18 protein-coding genes and 1 pseudogene are annotated in these 25783 nt (G+C 59.6%); 7 read left to right on the forward strand and 12 right to left on the reverse strand.

What is annotated here, in order from left to right; translation table 11 throughout:
- Positions 1-161: 161 nt before the first annotated feature.
- From H8B14_RS16510 to H8B14_RS16535, 6 genes are all read right to left on the reverse strand, one after another.
- Positions 162-1727 carry a RagB/SusD family nutrient uptake outer membrane protein gene (locus H8B14_RS16510; RefSeq protein WP_187316759.1) on the reverse strand — a complete coding sequence of 522 codons (1566 nt, stop codon included), beginning with the start codon at positions 1725-1727 and terminating at the stop codon, positions 162-164.
- Positions 1728-1745: 18 nt separating this feature from the next.
- Positions 1746-4793, reverse strand: coding sequence for a SusC/RagA family TonB-linked outer membrane protein (locus tag H8B14_RS16515; RefSeq protein ID WP_222840629.1), 3048 nt, complete (start codon positions 4791-4793; stop codon positions 1746-1748).
- Between the two features lie 270 nt (positions 4794-5063).
- Positions 5064-6605 (reverse strand): glycoside hydrolase family 32 protein, encoded by a 1542-nt coding sequence (locus tag H8B14_RS16520; RefSeq protein ID WP_187316760.1) that lies wholly within the window; start codon positions 6603-6605, stop codon positions 5064-5066.
- Between the two features lie 23 nt (positions 6606-6628).
- A complete protein-coding gene (locus H8B14_RS16525) occupies positions 6629-7516 on the reverse strand; it encodes a carbohydrate kinase family protein (protein WP_261990071.1) in 888 nt (295 codons plus the stop codon).
- 158 nt (positions 7517-7674) lie between these two features.
- The gene (locus H8B14_RS16530) at positions 7675-8997 is read right to left on the reverse strand and encodes a sugar porter family MFS transporter (protein WP_187316761.1); all 1323 of its coding nucleotides are present in this window, start codon (positions 8995-8997) and stop codon (positions 7675-7677) included.
- 191 nt (positions 8998-9188) lie between these two features.
- Positions 9189-12014, reverse strand: coding sequence for a substrate-binding domain-containing protein (locus tag H8B14_RS16535; protein WP_187316762.1), 2826 nt, complete (start codon positions 12012-12014; stop codon positions 9189-9191).
- Positions 12015-12372: 358 nt separating this feature from the next.
- Between H8B14_RS16535 and H8B14_RS16540 the strand changes: the two genes are divergently transcribed.
- The 4 genes from H8B14_RS16540 to H8B14_RS16555 all read left to right on the forward strand — a co-directional run bounded on the left by H8B14_RS16540 (position 12373) and on the right by H8B14_RS16555 (position 14782).
- Positions 12373-12711 carry an ArsR/SmtB family transcription factor gene (locus tag H8B14_RS16540; RefSeq protein WP_187316763.1) on the forward strand — a complete coding sequence of 113 codons (339 nt, stop codon included), beginning with the start codon at positions 12373-12375 and terminating at the stop codon, positions 12709-12711.
- A 40-nt stretch (positions 12712-12751) separates the two neighbouring features.
- Complete coding sequence (locus tag H8B14_RS16545; RefSeq protein ID WP_187316764.1) at positions 12752-13210, forward strand: DUF6428 family protein; 459 nt, start codon at positions 12752-12754, stop codon at positions 13208-13210.
- Between the two features lie 63 nt (positions 13211-13273).
- A complete protein-coding gene (locus H8B14_RS16550) occupies positions 13274-13696 on the forward strand; it encodes an arsenate reductase ArsC (protein WP_187316765.1) in 423 nt (140 codons plus the stop codon).
- Positions 13697-13720: 24 nt separating this feature from the next.
- The gene (locus tag H8B14_RS16555; protein ID WP_187316766.1) at positions 13721-14782 is read left to right on the forward strand and encodes an ArsO family NAD(P)H-dependent flavin-containing monooxygenase; all 1062 of its coding nucleotides are present in this window, start codon (positions 13721-13723) and stop codon (positions 14780-14782) included.
- Between the two features lie 179 nt (positions 14783-14961).
- Here H8B14_RS16555 and H8B14_RS16560 read toward each other — a convergent pair whose 3' ends face one another.
- Positions 14962-15519: a hypothetical protein gene (locus H8B14_RS16560; protein WP_187316767.1), complete on the reverse strand. Its 558-nt coding sequence runs from the start codon at positions 15517-15519 to the stop codon at positions 14962-14964.
- A gap of 298 nt (positions 15520-15817) precedes the next feature.
- Here H8B14_RS16560 and H8B14_RS16565 point away from each other — a divergent pair, with 298 nt between their 5' ends.
- Positions 15818-16552 carry an SDR family NAD(P)-dependent oxidoreductase gene (locus H8B14_RS16565; protein WP_187316768.1) on the forward strand — a complete coding sequence of 245 codons (735 nt, stop codon included), beginning with the start codon at positions 15818-15820 and terminating at the stop codon, positions 16550-16552.
- A gap of 140 nt (positions 16553-16692) precedes the next feature.
- Here H8B14_RS16565 and H8B14_RS16570 read toward each other — a convergent pair whose 3' ends face one another.
- Entirely contained in the window at positions 16693-17067 is a 375-nt protein-coding gene (locus H8B14_RS16570; protein ID WP_187316769.1) for a hypothetical protein, read from the reverse strand.
- 341 nt (positions 17068-17408) lie between these two features.
- Here H8B14_RS16570 and H8B14_RS16575 point away from each other — a divergent pair, with 341 nt between their 5' ends.
- Together H8B14_RS16575 and H8B14_RS21415 are read left to right on the forward strand one after the other, a co-directional pair.
- The gene (locus tag H8B14_RS16575) at positions 17409-17969 is read left to right on the forward strand and encodes a C40 family peptidase (protein ID WP_261990072.1); all 561 of its coding nucleotides are present in this window, start codon (positions 17409-17411) and stop codon (positions 17967-17969) included.
- Positions 17970-18174: 205 nt separating this feature from the next.
- Positions 18175-18528 (forward strand): annotated as a pseudogene (locus H8B14_RS21415) (YkvA family protein); the annotation flags it as partial.
- 440 nt (positions 18529-18968) lie between these two features.
- Here H8B14_RS21415 and H8B14_RS16585 read toward each other — a convergent pair.
- From H8B14_RS16585 to H8B14_RS16600, 4 genes are all read right to left on the reverse strand, one after another.
- Positions 18969-19247, reverse strand: coding sequence for an acyl carrier protein (locus H8B14_RS16585; protein ID WP_187316771.1), 279 nt, complete (start codon positions 19245-19247; stop codon positions 18969-18971).
- A gap of 183 nt (positions 19248-19430) precedes the next feature.
- A complete protein-coding gene (locus H8B14_RS16590; protein WP_187316772.1) occupies positions 19431-22850 on the reverse strand; it encodes an efflux RND transporter permease subunit in 3420 nt (1139 codons plus the stop codon).
- Positions 22851-22907: 57 nt separating this feature from the next.
- Positions 22908-24038, reverse strand: coding sequence for an efflux RND transporter periplasmic adaptor subunit (locus H8B14_RS16595; protein ID WP_187316773.1), 1131 nt, complete (start codon positions 24036-24038; stop codon positions 22908-22910).
- Positions 24039-24085: 47 nt separating this feature from the next.
- Positions 24086-25774 carry a TolC family protein gene (locus H8B14_RS16600; RefSeq protein ID WP_187316774.1) on the reverse strand — a complete coding sequence of 563 codons (1689 nt, stop codon included), beginning with the start codon at positions 25772-25774 and terminating at the stop codon, positions 24086-24088.
- Positions 25775-25783 lie beyond the last annotated feature (9 nt).

Here is a 25783-nt window from a genome sequence, read left to right on the forward strand (position 1 = left end):
GCCGCTGGCGCCTGCCGACTGGCAGTCACCAACGGCCTGTTATGCCTTATCAAACGGGCGCAAGGCGCACCAAAACTGAACGAGTGGCAAGCAGGCAGCAGGAGCAGATACCACCACTTTCTACCACTTACTCAGTCAGGGCCATTGCCGAAGCGGAGCAACTAGTACCCAGGGTTCTGGACGATGTTCCGGTTGATATCCACCTGGTTTTTCGGTATCGGATAAAGCAGGTATTTCGGGTCGCTCTGGGGTTTGTCTTTGCGAGCCTGCAGGAACCGGCCAAACCGGATCATGTCCTGCCGCCGCCACGACTCGCCGTACAGCTCCCGGCCGCGCTCAGCAAGTAATACGTCGAGCGTGATAGAGCCCAGGGCGCTGGCGCCGCGCGAAGGATGGGTCCGTAGCGTGTTGACGATAGTCAGGGCCGAATTGCCGTATGTGCCGGCGCTGGTGGGCGTACCACCGCGCAGAATGGCTTCGGCCTTCATCAGCAGCACGTCGGCCAGCCGGAACGTTACGTGGTCATTCTCGCAGCCGTTGCCGCCCTTGCCCTCGCTCACGTAGTCGACCGGGTATTTCAAGGGCCGGATACCTTTGGCTTCGAGGTCGGGGCCGGTTTCAGAAAGGTTGATTTCCTTGGTGAAAGCCAGCGGTGCCCCGCCGCGCGTGGTGAGCGGCGCATCGTTGGTCAGGTTGTACTGCTGGCCAATCAGGAAGCCCACATTGATGCGCCGGCCGGGGTTGGCCGGGCCACCGGCTACGTCGTAGGCCACGCCGCGGCGCTTATCGGTAGCCTCAAACAGGTCGTAGAACTCGGCCGTCGTGGCTGGGCCGTTGTAGCCGTCCACGGGCCGCATGTTGTAGTGCGACACAAACTTCCAGGAGTCCCGCGTGGGTCCCGCGTTGCCGAAGGTGTTTTCCTGCGTGAAGATGTTTTCCCGGCCAATGGCGCCGTTGTTGGGCGCGAAGTTGTCGAAGAAGTTAGGCGTGAACTGGTACCGGTTGCTGTTGATTATCTCGTCGGCCAGCCGGATTACCTGGTTCATGTCGGCGGCGGCGAAGGTCGGGGATGCCCGGTTGGCATACACGCCTTTGTTGAGGTAGCACTTCATCAGTAGCACCCGGGCGGCGTCCTTGGTAGCACGGCTTACGGGGGCGTCGGGCAAGTTGGCCTGAATGGCGGTCAGCTCACTCACGATGTAGTTGAGCGCCTCAGAGCCCTTGCGCACCTTGGCCAGCTCGTTTAGCGGCTCGCCTGGCTCGCGGTACAGCACCTGGTCGTAGAGGTCGAGCAACAGGAACGTGGCCCAGGCCCGCAGAAACCGGGACTCGGCCTGCTGCTGCGTGGTGGGGTCGAAACGCAACAGGTCCGTGGAGGCGAAAATGATGCCTTCCAGCTGGTTGAAGGTGTCGCGCACCCGCTCGTTGTTGCCGTCCCAGGTGTGGTTGAACAAGGCCCGCCACTTGCCATTGTCGTCCCAGTCTGGCCCACGAGTGGGCATGATGCGGGCATCGGTGGATACTTCTGCCAGCGCAAACACACTCACGTGGCCCTGAATTGGGTCGCGCTGCGCATTATACACGCCCTGAAGCAGGGCCGCCGGGTCGCCGCGCGGAATCTGGTCTAGTGCAAGCTGCCCCTGTAGTGTTTCATCAACATCGCAGCTAGTGGCTCCCTGTAGCAACGCCAGCAGGGCGGTTGCATAGGCAATCTTAGCGTATTTCATGGTGGAAGAGCTTAAAGGTTACAGGTTGAAATTGACGCCGAGCGTGAAAGTGCGGGCGCTGGGGTACGGCAGGTAATCAATACCCACCGAAGGCACTTGGTTGGCGCCACGCTTCACCGTGTTTACTTCCGGGTCAAACCCATCGTAGTCGGTAATAACAAACAGATTCTGACCCGTTATGTATACGCGGGCACCTTTCACGAAGCTGCCTACGTCGCCAAAGCCGTAAGCCAGCGTCAGGTTGGACATTTTCAGGTAGTCGCCTTTTTCCAGGTAGCGCGTGGTGGCCGCCGCCGGGTTGCCAATGGACTCCTTGATCGGGTTTTCAAATGTGGACAGAGCAATGTTTTTGCCGGCTCCAATCTGGCCCACGTTGCCTACTGCGTTGAGCGTGTTGTTGTAGATATACTGGCCGAAGGCACCGGTCATGTTGGCAATCAGCGAGAGTTTGCCGTAGCGGGCATTGGCGCTCAAGCCCAGCAGCGTGCGGGGGTTTGGGCTGCCGGCGTACACTAGGTTGGCGAGGTCTATCGGGTTGGACAGGCCCTGCTCGTTGAGGCCGTTGAACTGAGGCAGGAAGAAGGCGTTGATGGGGTAGCCATTGCGGATCAGCTGCGATGTCGACCCCGACAGGCCCTGCCCGTTGATGGCACCGGTGATGATGTCGGGCCCTACCAGGTCCTGCACTTCGTTGCGGATGAAGGTGGCGTTGGCATTGAAGCCCACTTCCACTTTCTCGCTGCGCACCAACACTGTGTTCAGGGCCATTTCTACGCCCTTGTTCACGATTTCACCGTCGAGGTTGTCCCAGAAAATAGCCTGAACCTGCGGCGCTGGCTGGCCGGGCACGGTCGGGAACAGAATGTCGGTGGTGGTTTTATTGAAGTAGTCGGCCGAGAAGGTAAGGCGGTTGTCCAGCGCCCCGATGTCGATACCAACGTTAAACTGGCGGTCGGCCTGCCACTTCAGATTCTCATTGCGGCTATTGAGCGGAATTTGCGCTCCGTTGTCGCGGATTTCGAAACGGTCCTGGGCGGCGCCGGCCGGAAACTCCTGGTTGCCGGTGAGGCCATAGCCGGCCCGCAGCTTCAGCTGGGTGAGGCGCTCAGCCGGGAAGAAGGCTTCCTGGCTTAAATCCCAGGCCACAGCGAACGAGGGGAAATAGCCCACTTTTTCGTTGTCACCGAACTTGCTGCTTTCGTCGCGGCGGATTGTGCCGGTCAGCACGTAGCGGTCCTTGAAGTTCAGGATGGCCCGCCCGAAAACCGACTGCAGCGACGAGGTCGGGTCGTTGAACGAGGTGATGCTGCGCGAGCCAGTAGCCGACGTCTGGATGTAGTCGGTATAGTCGAGGCCGAAGTTGCCGAAGCCGCCCGTGGCCGGATTGCCGAAACCGCTCAGGCTGGAGCCCAGGTTGATGAACTTGGTGTACTCATAGCCCAGCACCGCGTTCAGGTTCAGGTCGGCCGTCACTGCCTTGTTGAAGTTCAGGGTATGCGCCATCTGCTGAGTGGTCAGCTCGTTGTTGCTGATGGCAGCAAAGCCCTGGTTTTCAATGCCGGGGTAGTTGATCAGGCGCTGATTGATAGACGTGCGCCGCTCGCCACTGTTGTAGTTCACGCTCAGCAGTAAGCGGTAGTTCAGCCAGTCGGTGAACTTGTACGAAGGCGCAATGCTGGCCAGAATGGTGTTCACCCGGGAGTTGTCGTTGAAAAGCTCCTGGGCGGCCAGCGGGTTCACTACGTCGCCAGCCACGATATAGAGCGAGCCGTCGGGGTTGCGCAACGGCTGCGTGGGGTTCCACTGCAGGGCCTGCCCGATGAGGCTGCCCCGGAAGCCGGCGTCAGTGGTGATGTTGGCCAGCTGCTCGCGGAACTGGCTGGTGGCAATGTTGATGTCGAGACCTAGCTTCTTGCTTTCCAGAAACTGCATGTTCGTGGACAGGTTGGCGCTGTACTTCTTGAAGCCGGTTTTGCGCACGATGCCTTCTTGGTCGAGGTAGCCCAGCGAGAGGCGGTAGCGGCCGGTTTCGCCGCCGCCGCTCATGCTCACGTTGTAGTTTTGCAGTTTGCCGGTGCGCAGAATCTCGTCTAGCGCATCCACGTCGCCACCCTTGTCGTTGGAAGCCGGGGCGCCATAATACGTTAGGGCCTGCCGATATTGGCCGGCGTCAAGAAACTCCGGCCGGCGCAGCAGCGTCGAGACGCCCGTAGAGGCGCCCAGGCTGAGAGTCGGCGCGCCCGAATTGCCCTTTTTGGTGGTAATGAGCACCACACCGTAAGCAGCGCGCGAACCGTAGATGGCCGTGGCCGAAGCGTCTTTCAGTACTGTGAACGTCTCAATATCATCCGGATTGAGGAAGTTGAGCGGGTTGCTGTCGGCACCGGCTCCCACGTCGGCTGAGGCTACCAGGCCGGGCCGGGCGGTGCGGCCGTCCAGCGGCACGCCATCTACCACGTACAGTGGCTGGCCGGTGCCCGTCACGGCCGAGTTGCCCCGGATACGAATGGTGGATGGGCCGCCGGGCTGGCCACTGTTGTTGCTCACCTGCACCCCCGATACGCGGCCCTGTAGCAGCTGATCGGGCGAAGTGAAAGTGCCGCGGTTGAAGTCTTTCTCGCCGATAACAGTTACGGCGCCCGTCACGTCCTGCTTGCGGGCCGTGCCATAACCGACTACCACTACGTCGCCGAGGGCCTGGGCATCTTCTTTAAGCGTCACCTGCACCGAAGTTCTATCGGTAATACTGACTTGCTGGGCAGCATAGCCCACGTAGGAGATATTGAGAGTAGTGGCCGTAGCGGGGGCCTGCAGCTCAAAGCGGCCGTCGGAGCCAGTGCTGGTGCCGACGGTAGTACCCGTCACGACCACTGTCACGCCTGGCAGCCCGTTGGATTGTGCGTCCACTACGCGCCCCGAAATAGCGCGGGTCTGGGCCTGGCTCAGCAGCGGCAGTAGCAGCAGCAACATGCTGAGCAACAACCAAAAGCCCGTAGGATGGCGAAGCCCCGCTACCGCGGCCGGCTGCCCATCCGAGTTGTACTGTTTGTACCAGTTATGGCTCATAAGTGAAAAGATGAAATGGTGGGAATGCGTAAGCTTGCCGGGGTTGAAGCCGGTTTTCATCAAAGGCTTTTAGCCTGAGGCGTGCGCAGTGCGCAGCCAGGCACCAGAAGTAGCGGTCCAGGCTACAGCCCGGAAAAGCAGTCCTGCCACGCGCCATCAGCAGCGGCAGACACCACAGGGCCGCCTAATGCGGAGGAATGGTGGGTAGCGTCATGAGCATAGGAAAGTGAGTGAAGTGAAGATTGGCGCAGAAGGGACGAGTAGCCCCGGTTAAGGCGTAAGAGGTTGGCGCAGGTCGGTGAGGCGCAGGGCCGTTATCTGAGCCGGGCCACCGTCGGTGCTAAGCGTGATGCGGCCGGTGTGCTGCCGCGGAAATACTAGGTCGGTGAGCGTGACCTCACCGTCCTGGGCAAACACCTCCACCACCGACTTGTCCACCAGCAGCCGCAGTTGCAGCTGCCCGTCGCGCAGGGGCACGCGCGCCGATTCAAGGCTGCTGGCGAACAAGGGGTGAAAGGCGACATTGCCCGATTGGGTGCGGTCGAGCGTTAGTTCCTGGCGGGCCACGTCGTAGCGGAGTGTGGTGCGCTCAGCTTCGCTCTGCAGTACATTCAGAGTCAGCACTTTGGCGGCACCGGGCTTCAGCGTCAGCTCCAGGTCGTAGGACTCGCCCTTGAAGGGCAGCTCGTAGCCGGCCGCACCGGACTTGACGGTCTGGTTTTTCAGGCTCAAAGCCTCTTTGCCGATTTTGCGCAGCTCTGGCACCGGCTGCTGCACCAGCGCAAGGCCCCGGGCAGTGCGGCGCAAGCTTAGCTCGCGGGGCACCGCAAAATTGCCGCGCCACTCGGTGCCGGTGGGCACGTCGCGGGCGTAGGCCCAGTCGTTGGTCCAGCCCACCAGGATGCGGCGGTTGCCGGGTGCATCGTTGAAGGTTACGCCGGCAAAGAAATCCTTGCCAAAATCAAGGTAGCTGGGCTCCTCGTAGGGCTGGTCGGGCGTGAATTTCTTGCCATCGAAGCTGCCCAGGAAATACTGCTGCCCACGGAACTGCTCGGTGGGGTTGCCAGCCGAAATCAGCAGCACCCACTTAGTGCCGCCGCCGGGCACGGGCAGCTCAAACAGGTCGGGGCACTCCCACTCGCGCACCGTATTACCGGCCCGGCCCCAGCGGCTCAAAAAGGTCCAGTTCTTCAGGTTTTTCGACTCGTAGAGGTACACCTCCTGGCGGTCGGCTTTCACGGTGGCCATCACCCATTTTTGCTGGGGCGCGTACCAGAACACCTTGGGGTCGCGGAATTCCTTGCTGCCGATGTCAAGCACGGGGTTGCCGGTGTAGCGCTGCCAGGTTTGGCCGTGGTCGAGGCTATACGCAATGTTCTGGTGCTGGCGCAGCACCACGCCCGGCCGCTCCACGTGGCCGGTATAGAAGGCCACAAGGCCATCGGTCTGGCCTTTCGGAAACAAGCCCGAGGTGTTGTCTTTGTCGGCTACGGCGCTGCCCGAGAAAATCATGGTGTTGCTGCCGTCGGGGTTCTTGTACTCGGTAAGGGCCACGGGCTGCGGCGTCCAGCGTAGCAGGTCAGGGCTGGTGGCGTGGCCCCAGCTGAGGTGGCCGGGGTCGGCGCTGTAGGGATTGTACTGGTAGAATAGCTGGTACTGCCCATTGCTGTAAATCAGGCCGTTGGCATCATTGATCCAGTTTTTGGGCGCCGTGAAGTGATACACCGGCCGATAAGGGTCGGGCGCAGCAGTTTGGGCCGCACACGGAAGCGTGCCGAGCAGAACCAGAGCGCAGGAGAGAAAGAGTTTCATAAAAGAGAAAAGAGACAAGCAGATCAGACAGCCGGCGCGGCATTAAGCAGGCTGCGCACCTGGCTTTCGGAAATGGCGGGCGTGGCGCCGTGGCAGCTGGCCACCAATGAGCCGGCCGCGCAGGCGAAGGCTAGGTATTCGGCCGGGGCCTGATGGCCGCGCCAGCCCCGGATGAGAGCTGCCAGGAAAGCGTCGCCACTCCCGATGGTGTCCTGCACCTGCACCGCAATGCTGGGGCTGCGGTAGAGTTGGCCACCGGTCCAGAGCACGGCGCCATCGGCACCTTTGGTTACGCACACAGCTTCCAGCTGAAAGCGGGCCGCCAGCCACTCCAAGGCCGTTTCTTCGGCGGCGCTGGCCCCAAACCAGCCCATAATTTCGATTAACTCGTGGTGGTTGAGCTTCACCAGATCCGCCTGGCGCAGCAGGTAGGTCACCACGTCGCGGGAGTAGTGCGGGGGGCGCAGGTTCACGTCGAACACCTTCAGGCGGGCCTGCTGGAGCAGGCGGTAGAGTGTTTCGCGCGTGCCGGAGCTGCGGGCGGCCAGGCTGCCATACACAAACACCTCCGAGGCCTCCACCAGCGCACTCAGGTCGGGCGCGTACTGGATGTAGTCCCAGGCCACAGGCTGCACAATCTTATAGGTCACTTCCTGGCTGTCGCTCACATTGGCTTTCACCACGCCGGTGAGGTGGGTTTCGCCCTGCTGCACGTAGCGGGTGCTCAGGCCCTTGCTTTCCACAAACTTGCGCAGCTCAGTGCCCAGCTCGTCGTGGCCCAGCCGGCTGATGAGCTGCGCCTCCAAACCGAAATTGTGCAGGTGCACCGCCACGTTCAGCGGGGCACCGCCCGGCTGTTTTCCCGTAGGCAGAATGTCCCACAGCATCTCTCCAAAGCAGGTAATAGCCATGTGTGGTGGGTTGAGAGGTTGGCAGATTGGTGGAATGAACGTCCTGCTGAGCTTGTCGAAGCATCTCTGCCTCTGACTAATCAACGGCCTTGCAACGAAGCGGCAGAGATGCTTTGACAAGCTCAGCATGACGTTCGCTCTGTATCATAACTACATAACTAGTGCATTACCAGCACCCGTTCGGCGCTTTCGAGGCTGGTGCCTTTGGTTTCGGGCATGAAGCGCCACACGAACACCAGCTGCAGCACCATCATGGCGCAGAAGAAGGCGAAGGTGTTGCCGCCGCCCAGCTTCTCGGCGAAGTAGGGGAAGGTGAAGGCAATGACCGTGGCCATCACCCAGTGCGTGGACGAGCCCAGCGCCTGGCCTTTGGCCCGCACGGCGTTGGGGAAGATTTCGGAGATGAACACCCAGATGACGGCGCCCTGCGAGAAAGCAAAAAAGGCGATGTACACAAACAGCAGCACCGGCACCAGCACGCCCCCAAACTGCTCGGTGTAGAAGGCCCGCGCCACCAGCCCCAGCGTGGCAATCAGCCCCACCGAACCTACCAGCATAAGTGTGCGCCGCCCGAACCGGTCAATCAGATTCACGCCCAGCAGTGTGAAAATGAAGTTCACGAGCCCGATGCCGGCCGACGACAGCAGCGCCGCGCCCTGGCCCAAACCCGTCATCTCGAAGATGCGCGGGGCGTAGTAGATAATGGCGTTAATGCCGGATACCTGGTTGAAGAACGCAAACGCCACAGCCAGCAGCACCGGCGTGCGGTATTGGCTGGCCCACAACGACTCGCTGTGGTGGACCGTGTCGGCTTGGCTGGTAAGAATGGCGGCTGCGTCGGCATCCACGGTGGCGGGGCTGATGCGGGCCAGCACCTGCCGGCCTTCATCGAGGCGGCCGTGCAGCAGCAGCCAGCGGGGGCTTTCGGGCACGCGGAACAGCAGCAGCAGAAAAATCAGGGCCGGCACGGCCTGCACGCCCAGCATCAGGCGCCACGAATGCTCTCCGAGGCCTGCCAGCAGGTAGTTGGAGAGGTAGGCCACCAGAATACCCGTGACGATGTTGAACTGGAACAGCCCCACTAGCTTGCCCCGCGAGGCGGCCGGCGAAATCTCGGAAATGTAGAGCGGGGCCGTTACGGACGAAGCGCCCACGCCCAGCCCGCCCAGGAAGCGGCACACCATAAACAAGCCCCAGCCCGGCGCCAACGCCGTGCCCACCGCCGACACCAGATACAGTGCCGCAATGCCGCGCAATGTCTGGCGGCGGCCCAGCTTGTCGGAAGGGATGCCGCCGAAGATGGCCCCCAGCACCGTCCCGATCAGGGCAATGGAGATGGTGAAGCCGTGCTCGAAGGCACTCAGGTTCCAGAGTTGCTGAATGGCTTTCTCAGCCCCCGAAATTACGGCCGTATCGAAGCCGAACAGGAAGCCGCCGAGCGCCGTGACGATAGACCAGAAGAGTACGTTACGTGGGAGCATGGCCGAAGAAGTTTCAGCAAACCTCCACTTATTCCGGGCCCTACACCTGCCCGATCATGCCAAATGCTTTAAGAATTGGTGCAACCTCAATACTACCTTCATCCTACTGAACATCAATAAAGTACACCTAGCTCAACTGTTGTAAAAATAGGCCACGCCTTCACTTTTGATGCACGACTTTCAAAATCGGTTCAGGCGCGCATGGGCGTGTGCATGGCCTTGAACTCGGTGGGCGACACCTCGTACTTGCCCTTGAAGGCAGTGGAAAAGTAAGAGGGTGAAGAGAAGCCGGTCTGGTACGCCACTTCCGCCACCGTGCTGCCTTCCTGCAGCAGCAGCTGCCGGGCCTTGGTGAGGCGCAGCCCCTGGATGTACTCGTTTACACCAATACCCAGCAGCGCCTTCACTTTGCGGTAGAGCTGCGTGCGCGACACCCCGAGGCTGTGGGCAATGCCGTCCACGCTTAGGTCGGGCTGGTCGAGGCGGCCTTCGATGATGGCCGTGAGGTCGGCCAGAAACTTCTGATCGACGCGTTGCGGCGCCACGATGGGCGTGGCGCCCGAAAGCTGCCGCCGGAAATGCTCGCGCTGCTGGTCGCGGTTGCGCAGCAGCGTGCGCAGGCTTTCCAGCAGAAACGTGGGATTAAACGGCTTGGTCAGGTAGAGGTCGGCGCCGGCCTGCACGCCTTCCACCTGCTGCTCGGGCGCGCTGCGGGCCGTGAGCAGCACCAGCGGAATATGGCTGGTGCGCCAGTCGCCTTTTAGGGCAGTAGCCACCTCCAAGCCACTGAGTTCAGGCAGGTTTACGTCGCAGACTATTACGTCGGGGATGGTTTCGGAGGCCAAACGCAGGCCAGTGGCACCATCGGCGGCCGTGCTCACCCGGAAGTGGGGCTGCAGCTTCTGCTCCAGAAAGCCGCGCAGCTCGTCGTGGTCCTCGATGATGAGGGCTGTAGGCTCGGGCGTGGCGGACGCTGCAGCACTGGCCGGCGGCGTGGCCGTTGAAAGAGCCACTTCTTCGTCGGCCTCGAAGGAAAGCGGCGTGGGCGTGTGAGCGGCCGACGCCTCGAGAAAAGAGGCAGGCTTGGTGAGCGGCAAGGTTACGTCGAAGGTAGTGCCATGGCCAGGGCGGCTGCGGAATGAGAGTGTACCCTGATGTAGGCGTGTAAGACCCTCAGCCAAGGCCAGCCCCAGCCCTGAACTGTTGGCCGACTGCTGCTGCCCTTGGTAGAACCATTCCAGAATGTGCGGCTGGTCGGCTTCGGCAATACCCTGGCCGTTGTCTTCCACGCTGATGCGCACCGTATCGGTGGCCACATCCTGCTGCATGCTCACCACAATCCGGCCGCCATCGGGGGTGTATTTGAAGGCGTTGGATAGCAGGTTGAAGAACACTTTGTCGAGAATGTCGCCGTCGAACCATATGAAAATAACGGGCTCTGCGGGCTGAAACCGGAAGGTGATGTTGCGCTTTTGGGCGGTTTTTTCGAACACATCCATGATTTCGCGCACAAATTCCACCAGATTGCCTTCCACGGCGCGCACGGCCATCTTACCCACGTCTATTTTGCGGAATGCCAGCAGCTGATTGACCAGCTGCATAAGACGTTGAGTGTTGCGGCGTACCAACGCCAGGTCGTGGCGCTGGGCCGGCGAGAGGTCGGTGGGGCTGGCCAGCATGTCCTCCACTGGCCCCAGAATGAGGGTAAGCGGCGTGCGCAGCTCGTGCGAGAAGTTGGTGAAGAAGCGCAGCTTGGCTTCCGAGGAGCGGCGGGCCTCTTCGGCCAGTTCGGCAATCTGGTTGCGCTGGGCGCTGATTTCAGCGTTCTGCCCTTCCACCATGCGCCGGATGCGGCGGTTGAGCCTCGACGAGCGCCAGGCCAACGCCCCCAACACTACAGCTGCCAACAGAATAGCCAGCAGCAGATACACTGTTAGCTCCTGGTTGGCGTAGCGCCGCTGCTGCTCGCGCAGGTGGCGCTGCTGGCCCTCCAGGTCCTGCTGCTGATCTACGAGCTGCTCGGTTTGGGTGCGCATGGTTGTCACATTCGACGAGTCAATCACCATGGTACCCAGAATGTTGTCTTTCACAAACGGCTCGTGCCGCAGAATGCGCATGGCCGTGCGGATAGCTTCTTCGCCCCCGGTTTGGTAGAGCAGCGTAGCCTGAATGATACCCGCTTCTACCAGCTGCAAGCCATTGCCGGGACCCGCCAGGCCATCAACGCCGATGATGCGGATACGACGCTCAATGCCCAGACGGCGTGCTACCTGGTGGGCGGCCTGCGCCATGGGGTCGTTGTGGGCAAAAATGAGGGTGGTTTCGGGGTGGGCGCGCAGCACGGCAGGCAGGCGGGCCAGCACTGAGGCCGGCTGCCAGTCGCACTCCACCCGGGCCGCCAGTTGCAGCCCGGGGTGCATGGCCAGCGCCTGTTGGAACCCTTTGGTGCGGTCGGTGGCCGGCGAAGAGCCGGGCGTACCCGTAATTTCGAGCACCCGCCCGCGGCCCTGCAGCAGCTGGGCGGCGTAGTGGCCGGCCGTGCGGCCCACTTCCAGGTTGTTGCCGCCCACGTAGGCCGTGTAAAGGCGCGAGGTGGTCCGGCGGTCCAGAATCACAACCGGTATGCCTTGGTTGTAGGCAGCCTCGGCCAGCTCCGTAAGTGGGCCCGACTGGTTGGGAGAAATCAGCAGTAAGTCAACCCGCTGCCGAATTAATTCCTGCACCTGCCGACGCTGCAGGTCGCTGTCGTTGTGCGCGTCCAGCATCTGAAACTGCACATTGGGGTGGAAGCTGAGTTCTTTCTGCATGCCCGCCAGCATGGCCTTGCGCCAGGCGTCGTTGGTGGTGCACTGCGAAAACCCAATTCGATATACCGGCTCCCGCGCCACCTTCTGGCAGCCACCCAGCCCACCCAGCAACAGCAGGCTTACCATCCAGACCACTGAAACGAAGCGTGGCAGCAGACTGGAATCTGCACTGGTTCTGGTAAGGCTGGCAACCACTTTCACCTCGGCCATAAATCAAAAAAAGGGACTAGTTATGATGTGTCCTTCTCTACTGGCTTAGCGAGCAGCAAAACCTGGAACAAAACGGCTAATTCGTTAATGTAAAGCGTTTTTTCCGGAAGTTAGCCATTGCCGTACCGGTTTACCACCGGTACATAGTTCCCAACAGGTCTGGTGCACTTAGTGGTTGTGGTGTCAGTGTGCTGCATTGTTCTGATTGTGATGAGGAGGTAGGTAATAGAAAGAGTTGAAAATAAATTTCCCTTATGTCGTAAACATGCTTCATTAAATGACGTATGTTTACGACATAGTTGACGCACCTGGGCTCTAACAGCCTGTTATTTTCTACCCTGAAGAATTTCTTCTTTTTGTGACGTACGCTAAAACCGCCGCCTTTACCGAAGAGCAACAGCAGCTGGCCCGCGTGGCCAAGGCCCTTTCTCATCCGGCCCGCGTAGCTATTGTGCAGTTGCTGGCCAGCAAGCAAACCTGCATTTCCGGCGACATTGCCGCCGAGCTACCCTTGTCGCGCACTACCGTGTCGCAGCACCTGCATGAGTTGAAGGCCCTGGATTTGATTCGCGGGGAGGTAGACGGGCTTACTGTCTGCTATTGCCTCAATACCGAGCTGTTGCAGCGGGTGCATCAGCAGTTCACCGCCTTTTTCATCGAGGCCACTACTAGCTCCGTCGACGCCTGCGGCTGTTAGTGGCACCATCCGCTTTTCTCACGTACCCCCTTTTGTAGTCATGAAAATATCTGAAATAAAGCACGCTCTGGCAGGCCTGGAGGCTATCAACTTCCGCCTGCCCGATGGCACTTATCTGCCGCCCCACTTCCACGTAACCGAAATAGGGTTGGTTGGCAAGCACTTTATTGATTGTGGCGGTGTGGAGCGCCAGGAAACGGTAGCCAACTTCCAGCTCTGGGAAGCCGGCGACTATGACCACCGACTTGCTCCGCAGAAATTCCTGCACATTCTCAACCTGTCTGAGAAGATTCTGGGCTCTGCTGACCACGACATTGAAGTGGAATACCAGCAGGCCACCATCGGTAAGTTTGGGCTGGCGTTTGACGGCATTGACTTCCTGCTGACTCCGAAATACACCGCCTGCCTGGCGCAGGACGCCTGCGGTATTCCAGCCACTTTCGTCCCACTGGGGCAGTTGCAGCCAGCTTCCTGCTCTCCTGGCGGCGGGTGCTGCTAGTTCAGCCAGGCTTCGCTGTTGGCCTGTAGTGTTTGGTTTCGCCCTCCTGTTTTTCTGTATCCCATGAATCCGAAAAATATTCTGGTGCTGTGTACCGGAAATTCCTGCCGTAGCCAACTGCTGCACGGCTACTTATCCAGCCTATTGGGTGCGCGTGCCGTGGTGTATAGTGCGGGCGTAGAGGTGCATGGCCTAAACCCGCGCGCTGTACGCACAATGGCCGAAGACGGCCTCGACATCAGCCAGCATACCAGCAACCACGTAGACGAATACGCCGCCGTGCCCTTCGACTACATCCTTACTGTCTGCGACCATGCCCACGAGGTTTGCCCGGTATTTCCTGCTACCGCCCGGAAGCGGCACCACAACTTCCCCGACCCCGCCAAGGCTATTGGCTCCGACGAAGAGGTGATGCAGCAGTTTCGGGTGGTGCGCGACCAGGTAAAAGCCTATGCTCAGGCTTTTGTGCGGGAAGAGTTTGCATAAAGCGTTGGTGTGCCAGGTGTACTGATGACGACTACTGAAGTGGCCGTACTGGTGATTGGGGCCGGCCAAAGCGGCTTGGCAGTGGGCTATTATCTGCGACGGGCGGGTGTACAGTTTGTCCTGCTGGACGACCAGCCCGCGCCGGGCGGTGCCTGGCGCCACGGCTGGGACTCGCTACGCCTGTTTTCACCATCCGACGCCAGCTCTTTGCCTGGGTGGCTGATGCCCCGCCCGCCCGACAACAGCTTTCCGACCCGAGACGCAGTCATAGCCTATCTGACTGACTACGAAGCTCGTTATGAACTGCCGGTGCTGCGGCCAGTACGGGTGCACAACGTAACCCAAACAGCCACCGGCTTTGCGGTGCTCACCAGCCACGGTGTTTGGGCAGCGCAGGCAGTGGTGTGTGCCTCCGGCACCTGGAGTGCGCCTTACATTCCGCCTTATCCGGGTCGCCAGAATTTTGCTGGGGTGCAGATGCACTCGGCACACTATAGCCGGGCGGCACCCTTTGCCGGGCAGCGGGTGCTGGTGGTAGGTGGCGCCAACTCCGGCGCCCAGATTCTGGCCGAAGTATCAGAAGTGGCCCACACTACTTGGGTGACTGAGCACACGCCCCGCTTTCTACCCGACGACGTAGATGGCCGCGTACTGTTCCGGCAGGCCACTCAGCGCTACCACGCCGGCCAGACTACCGGTCCACCGCCCACCCTCGGCGACGTGGTGATGGTGGACTCTGTGAAAGCAGCCCGGGCGCGTGGTGCATTGCACAGCGTACCCCCCTTCAAGCAGCTCACCGCCGCCGGGGTGGTCTGGCCCGATGGACTGGCAGAAGCCATAGACGCTATTATCTGGTGCACCGGTTTTAAGCCGGCACTCCGGTTTCTCAGTGGCCTGGAAGTGGTGCAGCCCAATGGCCGCGTAGCTATGGCAGGCGGCACCCGGGCCGCTACGGAGCCAGGTCTATGGCTGGTTGGATATGGCTCCTGGACGGGTTTCGCATCGGCAACTCTTATTGGCGTAGGCCGCTCAGCCCGCGCCACCGCCGAGGAAATCAAGGAGTACTTATCAGAGGCAGTAGCCTAAGCTCGGGGCTTGGAGGGTATACATTACAGTTATCCGGGCTTAGGGGCTATCCTGACTCAGAGACGGTACCTGGTTGGCACTTGTCGAATGCAAAAAGGCGCCACCTGCATGTTGCAGGTAGCGCCTTTCTGTATATGGTGCCGGCGTTAAAATAATATTACCGCCGCACAGGAAAAGCCTTAGAAGCTGTCGTTGTCGAAGCCGGTGTTGCGCTCCGAAGAGGTGCTGCCACGGTATACTGATTCGCTGCTGGCTTTCCACTTCGACTCGCCTTTTGGCGTGTAGCGGGAGCTTTCCACTGAAGACTTGTTGCTCTTGTTGCGCAAAGCCAGCCAGCTCAAGCCGCTTACCAGCAATGCCCCGCCCACTACTTTCTGGGTTGGAGTCAGCGAATTAACCTGGTCCAGTGCCTTGCCACCAAGATCTTTCAAGGACTGTGGTAGCTCGTTGAGGCTCTTCGACCACTGTTCCTGATCAAGCCAGGACTTGCGGCCGGCATCCTTATCGGCTCCGGCAATTACGCGGCTGATGCCTTCGGAACGGTTATCGGTGGTGGCTGCTGATGCAGAAGATGGGCTGGTTGCCGAGGATGGCTGGCTGCTGCGCGTGCTGTCTGACTTGGAGTCATTGGCAGAGGACGTAGCTGCTGATGCAGAAGGAGTGGAAGCAGGTTTATTGGCGGCGTTGGCAGAAGACGAGTTCTGGCCGGCATTTGGCTGATTTGGCTTGTTATCCATGATAGTAGAAGGTTAGAAGGTAGATGAGCTGTTGGAACCTGCCAGTTGGCAGATTTGGGGTTGTATTCGAAAAAACCAGACGTGAGGTTGCCAATTTTATCTGCAAAACCCGGGCATGCGCTTGGTTAAGTAGCATGGCAGCTGAGGTTTGAGCCCATGCCGCGCAACCTGACAGCTAGTGTCACCGCCCACAATCGAGGTTTCCTGATGCTGCGGCCAAACTTCTGCGCAGGCTGGCCGTTTCTGCGGAGGTAGCTGGACAATAGCAGTCCGGCCTACCCCCTTCTCAGTGTCTTATATGGAGCAGCGTTTCAAGAATAAAGTGTGCCTAGTGACAGGTGCAACGTCAGGTATCGGGCAAGCCGTGGCCTTGCAAATGGGCCGCGAAGGTGGCTGTATAGCAGTGTTGGGGCGCGACGTGGCGGATGGCCGCGCCATTGTGCGCGAGATAAAGGAAGCTGGCGGCGAGGCTATCTTCATCCGCACCGATGTAGGCCGCGACGCCCAGCTAGTAGCCGCTGTCAACAAAACCCTGGCTGCCTGGGGCCGGATTGATATACTAGTCAACAACGCCGCCATGATGACCTTTGAGCCTATCCTGAAGCTTGACCCCAAAAGCTGGGATACACTCATGAACGTCAACCTGCGCAGCCTGTTCCGGCTCACGCAGTTGTGTTTACCACACATGAAGCACGGCAGCATCGTGGCCGTCAGCTCGGTGCACGCTCACCAAACTACTCCACACGTGGTGCCCTATGCGGCCAGCAAAGGAGCCATGGAAGCCTTCGTGCGCGGCCTCAGCCAGGAAATCCCGCACACTCATGCCCGCATCAATGCCGTGGCACCCGGCGCCGTAGATACCCCTATGCTGTGGAGCAACCCCAACGTAAAGAGCGGCAAGGAGAAAATTACCGGCCAGGTAGGAACTCCCGCCGAGCTAGCCGCTGCCATCTGCTTTCTAGCCTCTGCTGAAGCCAGCTTCATCAATGGCACCACTTTGGTAGCCGATGGTGGCCGGCTGGCGGCGCTGTAGTATACCGACGAATAGATTTTGCTGAGTGGCAACGCTGCTTGCGTAGCAGACCTTTCTATCTATGCCTTACTGCCTAGCTCCTTTCTGCATTGCAAGAGGCCGGGAAGTGCATACCAGCAGGTATATACATACCTGCGCAGTCAGCTGTTCTTCTGGCTGTTTCGTGGGCCTTGGTGCAGGGTGGCCGGGTCGGGCAGGGGCAGGCCGCGGGCATAGAGGGCCGCATTGCGGTGCCCGGCTTCCCGCGCCTGCGCCTCAAAGGGAATGTTGTAGTAGCCGTGCCGCACCCAGCCCAGCAGGTAGCGCCACAAAAACCCTACGCGGCCATATTGTTCGAATTGCCGGATGTGCTCCATTTCGTGCGCTACCCAGTATGGGTCGCTCAAAAATTCTTCTTTGGTAGCGCCACTCAAATGAATCTGTTGGCCCAATACCATAGCGACGCTACGCGTCCCCAGCTTCAGGCGGGCCAGTCGGGCAAGCGGCGAATTTTCGATGATGCGGGGTGTAATCATGGTTGAAAATCGGGCGCGTTATACGGCGCATGGCTGGTGCATGGTTGTATGGCTTTCAGAAATTATTCAAATAAAAAGCATAACTCATAAAAGATTATTTACCTTTCTTACGGCGCAAGCTAGGCAGTTTCCAATCTTTAGCCTTAGCTTTAACCATCAGGGGAAAGCAGAATCTATCTGTTTCTTCTGTTATAAACGGTTTTTTGAACCTCTTTTTCATCTCGCTTCTATCGACGAAAGAAGTACTTCCTGGTTTGTTCGGCTCTAGCCGAAAGCCACTTTTGCCACCCCCACGACGGACAATGAAGAACCCAATCCTGTATTGCCTCGCCGCGGCCTCCATGGCCCTGTCTTTCTTCTTCGACAACACCACGACTACCACCACCGCTTCCGCACCTATTGCGGCTGAAGCGTCTTTATTTGCCGGTTTCTCCCTCGATGAGGAAAAGAAATCAGCCGCAGCCGCCAGCGACTCGGCCGCCTACGACTACTACGGCCAAGCGCTGGGCCTTCGCTTGGCTCGCACTGAAAACACCACCCTGTTGCGCACCGTGCTCGATTGGATGGGCACTCCCTACCGCTACGGCAGCGACACCAAAAAGGGCACCGACTGTTCTGGTTTTGTTACCCGCGTGTTCAAGGAAGTGTATGGCATCACGCTGCAGCGCAGCTCGCGCTCTATGTTTAGCAGCGTAAAGCACGTAGCAAAAACTGAAATGGAAACCGGTGACTTGGTGTTTTTCCGGCGCGGTCCGGGCCAGCCGATCTACCACGTGGGCATCTATCTCAAGGATGGCAAATTTGCTCACTCAGCCACCAACGGCGGCGTGATGGTTAGCTCGCTCACCCAGGCATATTATCAGCGCAATTTCTACGCCGCGGGCCGGGTGGCCACCAACTAAGTAGGTTTTTGCTTCTTCAGCCTTGCGCTTCTGTAGCAGATAACGCCCAGCTTCTTCAGGAGCCGGGCGTTTTTTTATGTGCGCCACCAGCGCTGGTACAGGATAACCATTTTGCGCTGAAACAGTATAGGCAGGCAGCGGCCCAGCCAGACAATGCGCTGGCCTCATCCGCCCGGCTTTTTCTACTCTTTACTCTTCTTTCCTGATGGATAACTCCACTCCCAAAGGCGAAACCATTGCCTCCTCCCCCCTATTTAAAAAATTCGTTGGCAAGGCTGAGGAATACATCAAGAAGCCAACCCGTGTCAAGCAGTTGCTGAACGACGCGTATACCAAGGCCAGCGAGAAAAACGACCTAGGCACCATTGCCCACGAAGCCTGGGAAACGCTCCAGACGCTGCTGCGTCTGATCCGGGCCTCCATGTCGGGCGAGTATACGGGCCTGCCTACTAGCACCGTAGTGGCCGCCGTAGCCGTTACAATCTATTTCCTGAGCCCTATCGACTTCATTCCAGACTTCATTCCGGTGCTGGGCTTGCTTGATGATGTGGCACTGGTAGCCTGGTTCAGCACCACTATTAAAGAAGAAATGGACCGGTTCACGGAATGGGAGAAAACCCGTCCGATGGTGGTAGAAGAGTCCCGCCCGTTTGAAGACAAAGCCTCGGCCGGCGCCCCTAAATCGGCTCCGGTGGAAGCTCCGGCCCTCACCAAAACCCCTGCTACTCCGGATGGCAGCCCTGCTACCGCCACTTCGCACACCAATGCCACTACTTCGCACTCCGGCACCACTGAAGGTGGCAGCCGCGAACCAGGCGAATCAACAGAAGCACGGCCAGCTGGTGGCGACGCTGGCGGCAACGTACGATAACTACACACGTCTGTCAGCCATAGAAAAAGCCCGGCCTCCATTCATGGAGGCCGGGCTTTTTCTATGGCTGACAGCATCACAGCCCACAGTTATGAGCCAGGACTAGCGCACACATAATGCTGTTACTGCTAAGCCGCTCTGGCGTGCGAGGCAGCTTTGGCGTGTGAGGCAACGTAGCTCACAAAGTCGCCGATTGTAGCCAGCGGAACTTCATCAGGAATGGTGATGTGAAAGCTGCGCTCTAGCTCCAGAATAATATCGACTACGTCCACGGTGTCAAACCCCAGTTCGCGGCTGAGGTTGCTTCCGATACGCAGGCGCCGGGCTTTAATGGCCTTGCGCTTGCTGATGATGCGCAGCACTTGCTGCTGAATGGACTTGGCGGCGGAGGTCGTTGAGGTAATCATAGGAACGACGGAAACGTGGGGTACTGAAAAAAATTGCGACTGGCCAGCCAGCCATTCCTGCGGGCGCCCGTTCGGGCGAAGGAGTATTGGAGCCCGGCGGATGGTTGCAAGCCTCGGCAAAAAACTATCGACCATGACAATCTGGAGCCGGCCACAGTATTGCCGCCGGCCCCGGAAGTGTCTTTACACCTCTTCTTCTACAAAAATGGGTGGCGTAGCAGCCCGCACCTCGTCGTGGCTGACGATGGGCTCCGGCTGCTTCTGCACGCGCAACTTCAGGCTTTCGGTGAGCAGGTACATCACCGGTACTACCAGCAGCGTAATGCCGGTGGCAAACACCAGCCCGAAGATGATAGTCCAGGCCAGTGGGCCCCAGAACGTCACCGATTCGCCGCCGATGAAGAAGTTGGCGTGGCCGGAGTTGAACAGCTCGTAGAAGTCGATGTTCAGGCCAATGGCCAGCGGAATCAAGCCCAGCGTGGCGGCCGTAGCCGTCAGGATTACCGGGTTGAGGCGGGTGCGGCCGGCCAGCACAATGGCTTCGCGCAGCGGCATGCCCTGGGCCCGCAGAATATCGGTGAATTCCACCAGCAGAATACCGTTTTTCACCACAATACCGGCCAGGGCAATGATGCCCACGCCCGTCATTACGATGCTGATGTTCATGCCCGTGATGGCCAGCCCCAGCAGCACCCCAATCACCGAGAAGATGATTTCGGTGAGGATGATGACCGGCTTGCTCACCGAGTTGAACTGCATCACCAGAATCAGGAAAATCAGACCGATGGCGCCGATGGCGGCCACGCCGAGGAAGTCGGAAGTCTCCTTTTGATCTTCCTGCGCGCCGCCCATCTTGATGGTATAGCCTGCCGGCGTTGGGTACGATTTCAGGGCCGTTTCGATCTGGCGCACCACGTCGGGGCCGGTGAAACCGTTGAGGACGTTGGAGCTAATGGTAATCACGCGCTTCACGTCTTTGCGCTTGATGCCGCCGTAGGTGGTACCGTAGTTCACGTCGGCGACTGATGAGATGGGCACCTGCCGGATAGCACCGGTGGCGTCGCGGAAAGTCAACGGCGAGTTCAGAATGGCGTCGATGTCGGAGCGGTAAGGCTCGGCGTAGCGCACCTGAATCGGGTACTCGTCGTCGGGGGTTTTGAATTTGCTGGCCTCAGTGCCGTAGATGGCCGTGCGCACTTCCACTCCAATCTGGGCGGTGCTGATGCCTTCCCGGTTGGCGCGGGTCCGGTCGATATTGACGGCAATTTCGGGGTTACGGTCTTCCAGGTTGGAGCGCAGCTGCTCGATGCCGCCGATGCCGAGCGAGTCGACGTAGCGGGTTACTTTCTTGGACAGCCGGGCCAGGGTGGCGTAGTCGTCGCCGGCTACTTCGATGGCAATCGGCTTACCGGTCGGCGGCCCGCTCGACTCCTGATCTACGGCAACCTCGGCGCCGGGAATACCTTTCACCACTTCCCGGATCTTGTCCATGTACGTGGACGTGGCCGGGCCGGTCCGCTCGCTCATTTCCTTGAACGCCACGGCCACTTTGGCCAGGTTGGACTGCGACGTACCAGCCGCCGAAGCTTCGCCGGGGTCGGAGGCGCCAATGGCCACGTTGGTAATCACCGATTCCACGTCGGGGTTATCCTTGCCGATAACAGTGTAAATGCGGTTTTCCAGTACCCGGGCAATGGAGTCGGTGACGGTGACGCGAGTACCCACCGGCATCTTGAGGTAGGTGTACACAAACTTGGGGTCGCCTTTCGGGAAGAAATCCACTTTGGGCTGACGAGCCGCAATGGCGAAAATCGACACAAAAAACAGCACCACCATACTCACCATCACCAGCACCGGGTGGCTGATAGCCCAGTTCACCAGATTGGCATAGCCGTTCTGGAAGCGGGGCAGCACTTTGGTTTGGAAGCCGGCAATCATGTGCACGAACACGAAACGGTTCAAAATCACGAGCACCGTAATCGTCAGCATCAGGTTGCCGACGAAAGTGGAGCCCGCTACGTAGCCGACACCCGCAATCAGCACCAGCACGCCCAGCGCAATCAGGAAGCTACGGTCCCACTTCGGCTTTTCGCCGGTGTGGTGGTCTTCGCGCTCCATGAACGACACGGCAAACACCGGGTTCATAATGAAGGCCACAATCAGCGACGACATCAGTGTGAGAATCAGCGTGACGGGCAAGTAAAACATGAACGAGCCCACGATACCGGGCCAGAACATGAGCGGCACAAACGGCGCAACCGTGGTGAGCGTGCCGGCCAACACCGGAATGAATACCTCGCCGGCCGCGTATTTAGCAGCCTGAGCAGTAGTCAGATTGGGGTGCTCATGCAGCAGGCGGTGGGTATTTTCGATTACCACAATGGCGTCATCAACCACGATACCCAAGGCCAGCAGGAAGGCGAAGAGCACAATCATGTTCAGGGCGAAGCCGAAGCCGGGCAGCAGCAAAAACGCCAGGAACATGGAAATCGGCACCGAGAGGCCCACAAACAGCGCGTTGGTGGTGCCCATGAAGAACATCAGGATCAGCGTCACGAGAATGAAGCCGATGATGATGGTGTTGATCAGGTCATGGAGCGTGACGCGGGTGTCGTTGGACGTGTCGCCCGTCACGGTGATGGTCAGCTCGGTGGGCAGCGTCTTCTTCGACTCAGCAATTACTTCTTTGATTTTGTCGGAAGCGTCAATCAGGTTTTCGCCCTGGCGCTTGATAACGTTCAGGGTCACGGCGGTTTTGCCGTCAAGGCGGGCGAAAGACTCCCGGTCCTTAAACGCATCTGTGACAGTGGCAATGTCGCCGAGGCGTACGGCCGCACCGTTCAGGTTTTTCACCTGAATGTTGGCAATGTCGGCGGCGCGCACGTACTGGCCGGCCACGCGCACGGCCCGCTTCTGGCTGCCCACATCAATGGAACCGCCCGAAATGGTGATATTCTCGCGGCCGATGGCGGCCGAAATATCGGAGAAGCTCAAACGGGAAGCCCGCAGCCGGTTCAGGTCCACGTCCACGTTCACCTGCTGGTCTAGGGCGCCGATGATGTCTACACGGGTGATTTCGGGCAGCGCCTCAATCTTGTCCTGGAAGTCGTCGGCGTACTTTTTCAACTGGCTCACGGGCAGGTTGCCGGCCAGGTTGATGTTCATGATGGGCAGCTCCGACAGGTTCACTTCCTGCACGGTAGGCGGCGAGGGCAGGTCGTTGGGCAGCTCGTTCTGCGCCTTGTCTACGGCGTCCTTGATGAGCTGCTTGGCGTACTGCACGTCTACACCGGAGGTAAACTCCACGTCCACGATGCAGTAGTCTTGGTTGGAGGTCGAAGAAATCTTCTTCACTCCGTTTACGCTCTTGATTTCCTTCTCCAGCTGCCGCGTCACCAGGTTTTCGATGTCGGTGGGCGACGTGCCGGGGTAAATAGTTGCCACGATAATCCGCGGAATTACGATATCGGGGAATTTCTCCTTACCCAGCTTGATATAGGAGAAGATACCCGCCACGCACAGAATAAGCGTGATGATGTAGATGCTGGTTTTATTGTCGATAGACCAACTGGTGGGGCCAAATTCTTTTTCTGGATCCTGCATGATGAGGGCTTTGCGAGGTGGACGAAACCGTCGGCGTCGGGGCTGGCGGTTGCTCTGCTACAGCGTTACCGCCTGTCCTTCGTTCAGATTCTGATAGCCAGCCGAAATCACCTGGTCGCCGGTTTGCAGGCCACTGGTTACTTCCACTTTGCCGTTATAGGTATTGCCAATCTGGATGATGCGCTTGGCTGCTACTTTTTTGCCGCCCTTTTCATCTACCACTAGCACGAAGCTGTTTTGCTCATCTTTCTGCACCAGGTCTACGGGCAGCACAGTGGCATTTTGGCGGTCGTAGTTCTGGATGCGCACGTTGGCCACCATGTTGGGGCGCAGCTGGCCGGCTTTGCCGGGGCTGTTGAGGCGCAGCTCGGTCGTGAAGGTGCGGCTGGTGGGGTTGATGGTGCTGGTCACGACGCGCACGGTGGCCGTCATTTCTTCGCTGCCCAGGTCTGGAATGGTCACCAGGGCTTTGTCGCCGACTTTCACGCGGTTGGCGTAAGCTTCCGACACATCTACCACAATTTTGCCGGTGCCGCCGCCGCTCAGCAGCTTCACCACGGGCGCGCCGGGCGCTACGGTTTCGCCTAGCTTGGGCAGTACATCGTCCACGGTGCCCGCAAACGGCGCCACCACGGTGTAGAGGGCGCGCTGCTGATTGATGGTGGCCAGGTTGCGCTGCAGCGCCTGGTAGTTGTTTTTAGCTTGCAGATACTGGATTTCAGTGCCAATTTCCTGCTTCCAGAGGCGGCTTTGCTTTTCGTATACCACACGCGCCAAGTCCATGCGGGTGCGTAGCTCAGCAATGCTGGCATCAAGGATGCTGGCATCCACAGTGGCCAGAGTCTGGCCCTTGCTTACCCGGTCGCCGCGCTGCACCCGCACACTGGTGAGCGTGCCAGCGGCCCGGGCGGCCACGGTGGCGTTCTGGTCGAAATCAACGCGTCCCTGCACTTCCAGGTAGCTTTTGAAGTTCTCAGATGCCACCTTGATAACAGAAACGGGCGTGGTTTGCACGGCGGCTTCGGCGGCGGAGCCGGCCGTGCCGGTTTTGGCTTCCAGCTCGGCTATTTTGGCTTGGTTGGCGGCCTGCTCCTGTTTGAGCGTGGCAAGTTCAGTGGCAGCATCTTTCTGGCCGCAGGCGGCCAGCAGGGCCAGGGCCAGTACAGCCGAGGAAGTAACGTATTTCATGGAGAAGGAAGAGCTAGTCGTCATCAGGGAAGAGAAAAGCGGCGGGCCTATTTCTGGGCCTGGCTATAGAGTTCACCGGTCGCCTTGTCACGGTCGACTTTGGCTACCAGCACATCATAGAGAGCAGCGTAGTAGTTGGTTTGGGCCGAGCGCAGTTCGGTTTCGGCCGTCACTACTTCCAGGTTGGAGCCCACGCCTTCCTGAAACTTGATGCGCGACACGCGGGCCACATCAGCAGCCAGCTCCAGGTTGGCTTTTTGGCTGTCCAGTACATCAAGAGCGTTGACGAGGGTGGTGCGGCTTTGCGCATCCTGCAGATCAATGCTTTGGCGCAGCGTTTCGAAGCCGCGCTCAATGGTTTGCTGCTGAATACGCGCCTGCTGCACCTGGTACTTGCGGCGGAAGCCATCGAACACCGGAATCTGCAAACTCAGGCCCACGTTGCCGAACCCAAACCAGTTCTGGTTGGGAAAGCCATTGCTGGCCCGCGAGTCAGGGCCGCGGAAAGCAAACAGGTCGCCGGCCGTTTTGGCGGAGCCCGAGAAACCGTAAGCGGCCGTAGCGAGCAGGCGCGGATAGGCGCCGGCGCGGCGGTTAGCCAAGTCCAGCCCGGCCAGCGCCTGCTGGGTTTCCAGCGTGCTGAACTCGATGCGGTTGTTGTAGTTGAACGCTGCAGCAAGCTGGCCGGTGCGGGCGCCACTAAGCGCCGTCTGCTGGTCTTGCTGACGCTGGTCGGGGGTGGTACCGGCAGGAGCTGCCACCGTGGGCACGCCACCCAGGCCGCTCACGCCGCCACCGGTAGTAGCATTGGCGACACCCAGGCGCTGGCGCAGCGCGCCGGCATCTACCAGCGCATTGCTCAGGGAGTCAGTCAGCTGTACGCTTTGCTCCTGCGGCAAGCCCATCTGAAACTTTAGCAGCGCCACACTTAGCTCGGTGAGGCGGCTGGCTTTTTGCTGCTCCACTACCAGGTTATTGCGCTGCACCTGCAGGCGCTGCACGTCCAGCTTCTCGGCAAAACCTGCCTTAAAGGTTTCGTTGGTTTGATACAGGATGGTATCGAGGCGCTGCACATTGCGTGAGAGCAGCTGCAGCCGCTCGCGGGCCACCAGCGTGCTGTAATAAGCCTTGCTCACTTGTTCCACCACGTCAATTTCAGCCTGCTGGGTTTGCTTCTGCGCCAGCTGCTCATACACTTTGGCTGCTTTCAGGCCAATGAGGTAAGCGCCGTCAAACAGCAGTTGCGACACCGAGGCGCTGGTGTTGCCGGCGTAGCGCAGCCCGAAGGCAAAGGCTTGCGGCGGCACCGGCTCCGAAGGCCGTGTTGCCACGGTCAGGTCAACGGTTTGTCCGGCCTGAGCGGCTGCCACATCGGCCGCCGTGAGTGTAGTAGCCGTGTTACCACCACCCAACGCTCCAAAGTCCACCAGTGCCTTCTGCAGCTTGAAGTTGTCGGCCACGTTGGTCGCTACGTTCACCTGCGGCAAGCCCGCCGACCGGATTTCGCCCACTTTGGCGCGGGCCGTCTGCTCGCCCAGGCGGGTAGCCAGCAGCGTGGGCTTGTTCTGGATGGCGTAGGCAATGGCCTGCTGCAGCGAAAGCGGCATGTTGCCCACCGTGGGCTGCGTCGCCAGCGCCGGCTGAGCGGCTGGGGCAGTCTGCGCCAGGGCGGCGCCAGCGGGGGCCAGCAGGCCCGGCCCGGCAGCCAGCAACAACGCACGAAGGTTGATTTTCATAGTAAAGAA

The organism is Hymenobacter puniceus (genome assembly GCF_014333525.1).
In the GTDB taxonomy this organism is placed as follows: Bacteria; Bacteroidota; Bacteroidia; order Cytophagales; family Hymenobacteraceae; genus Hymenobacter.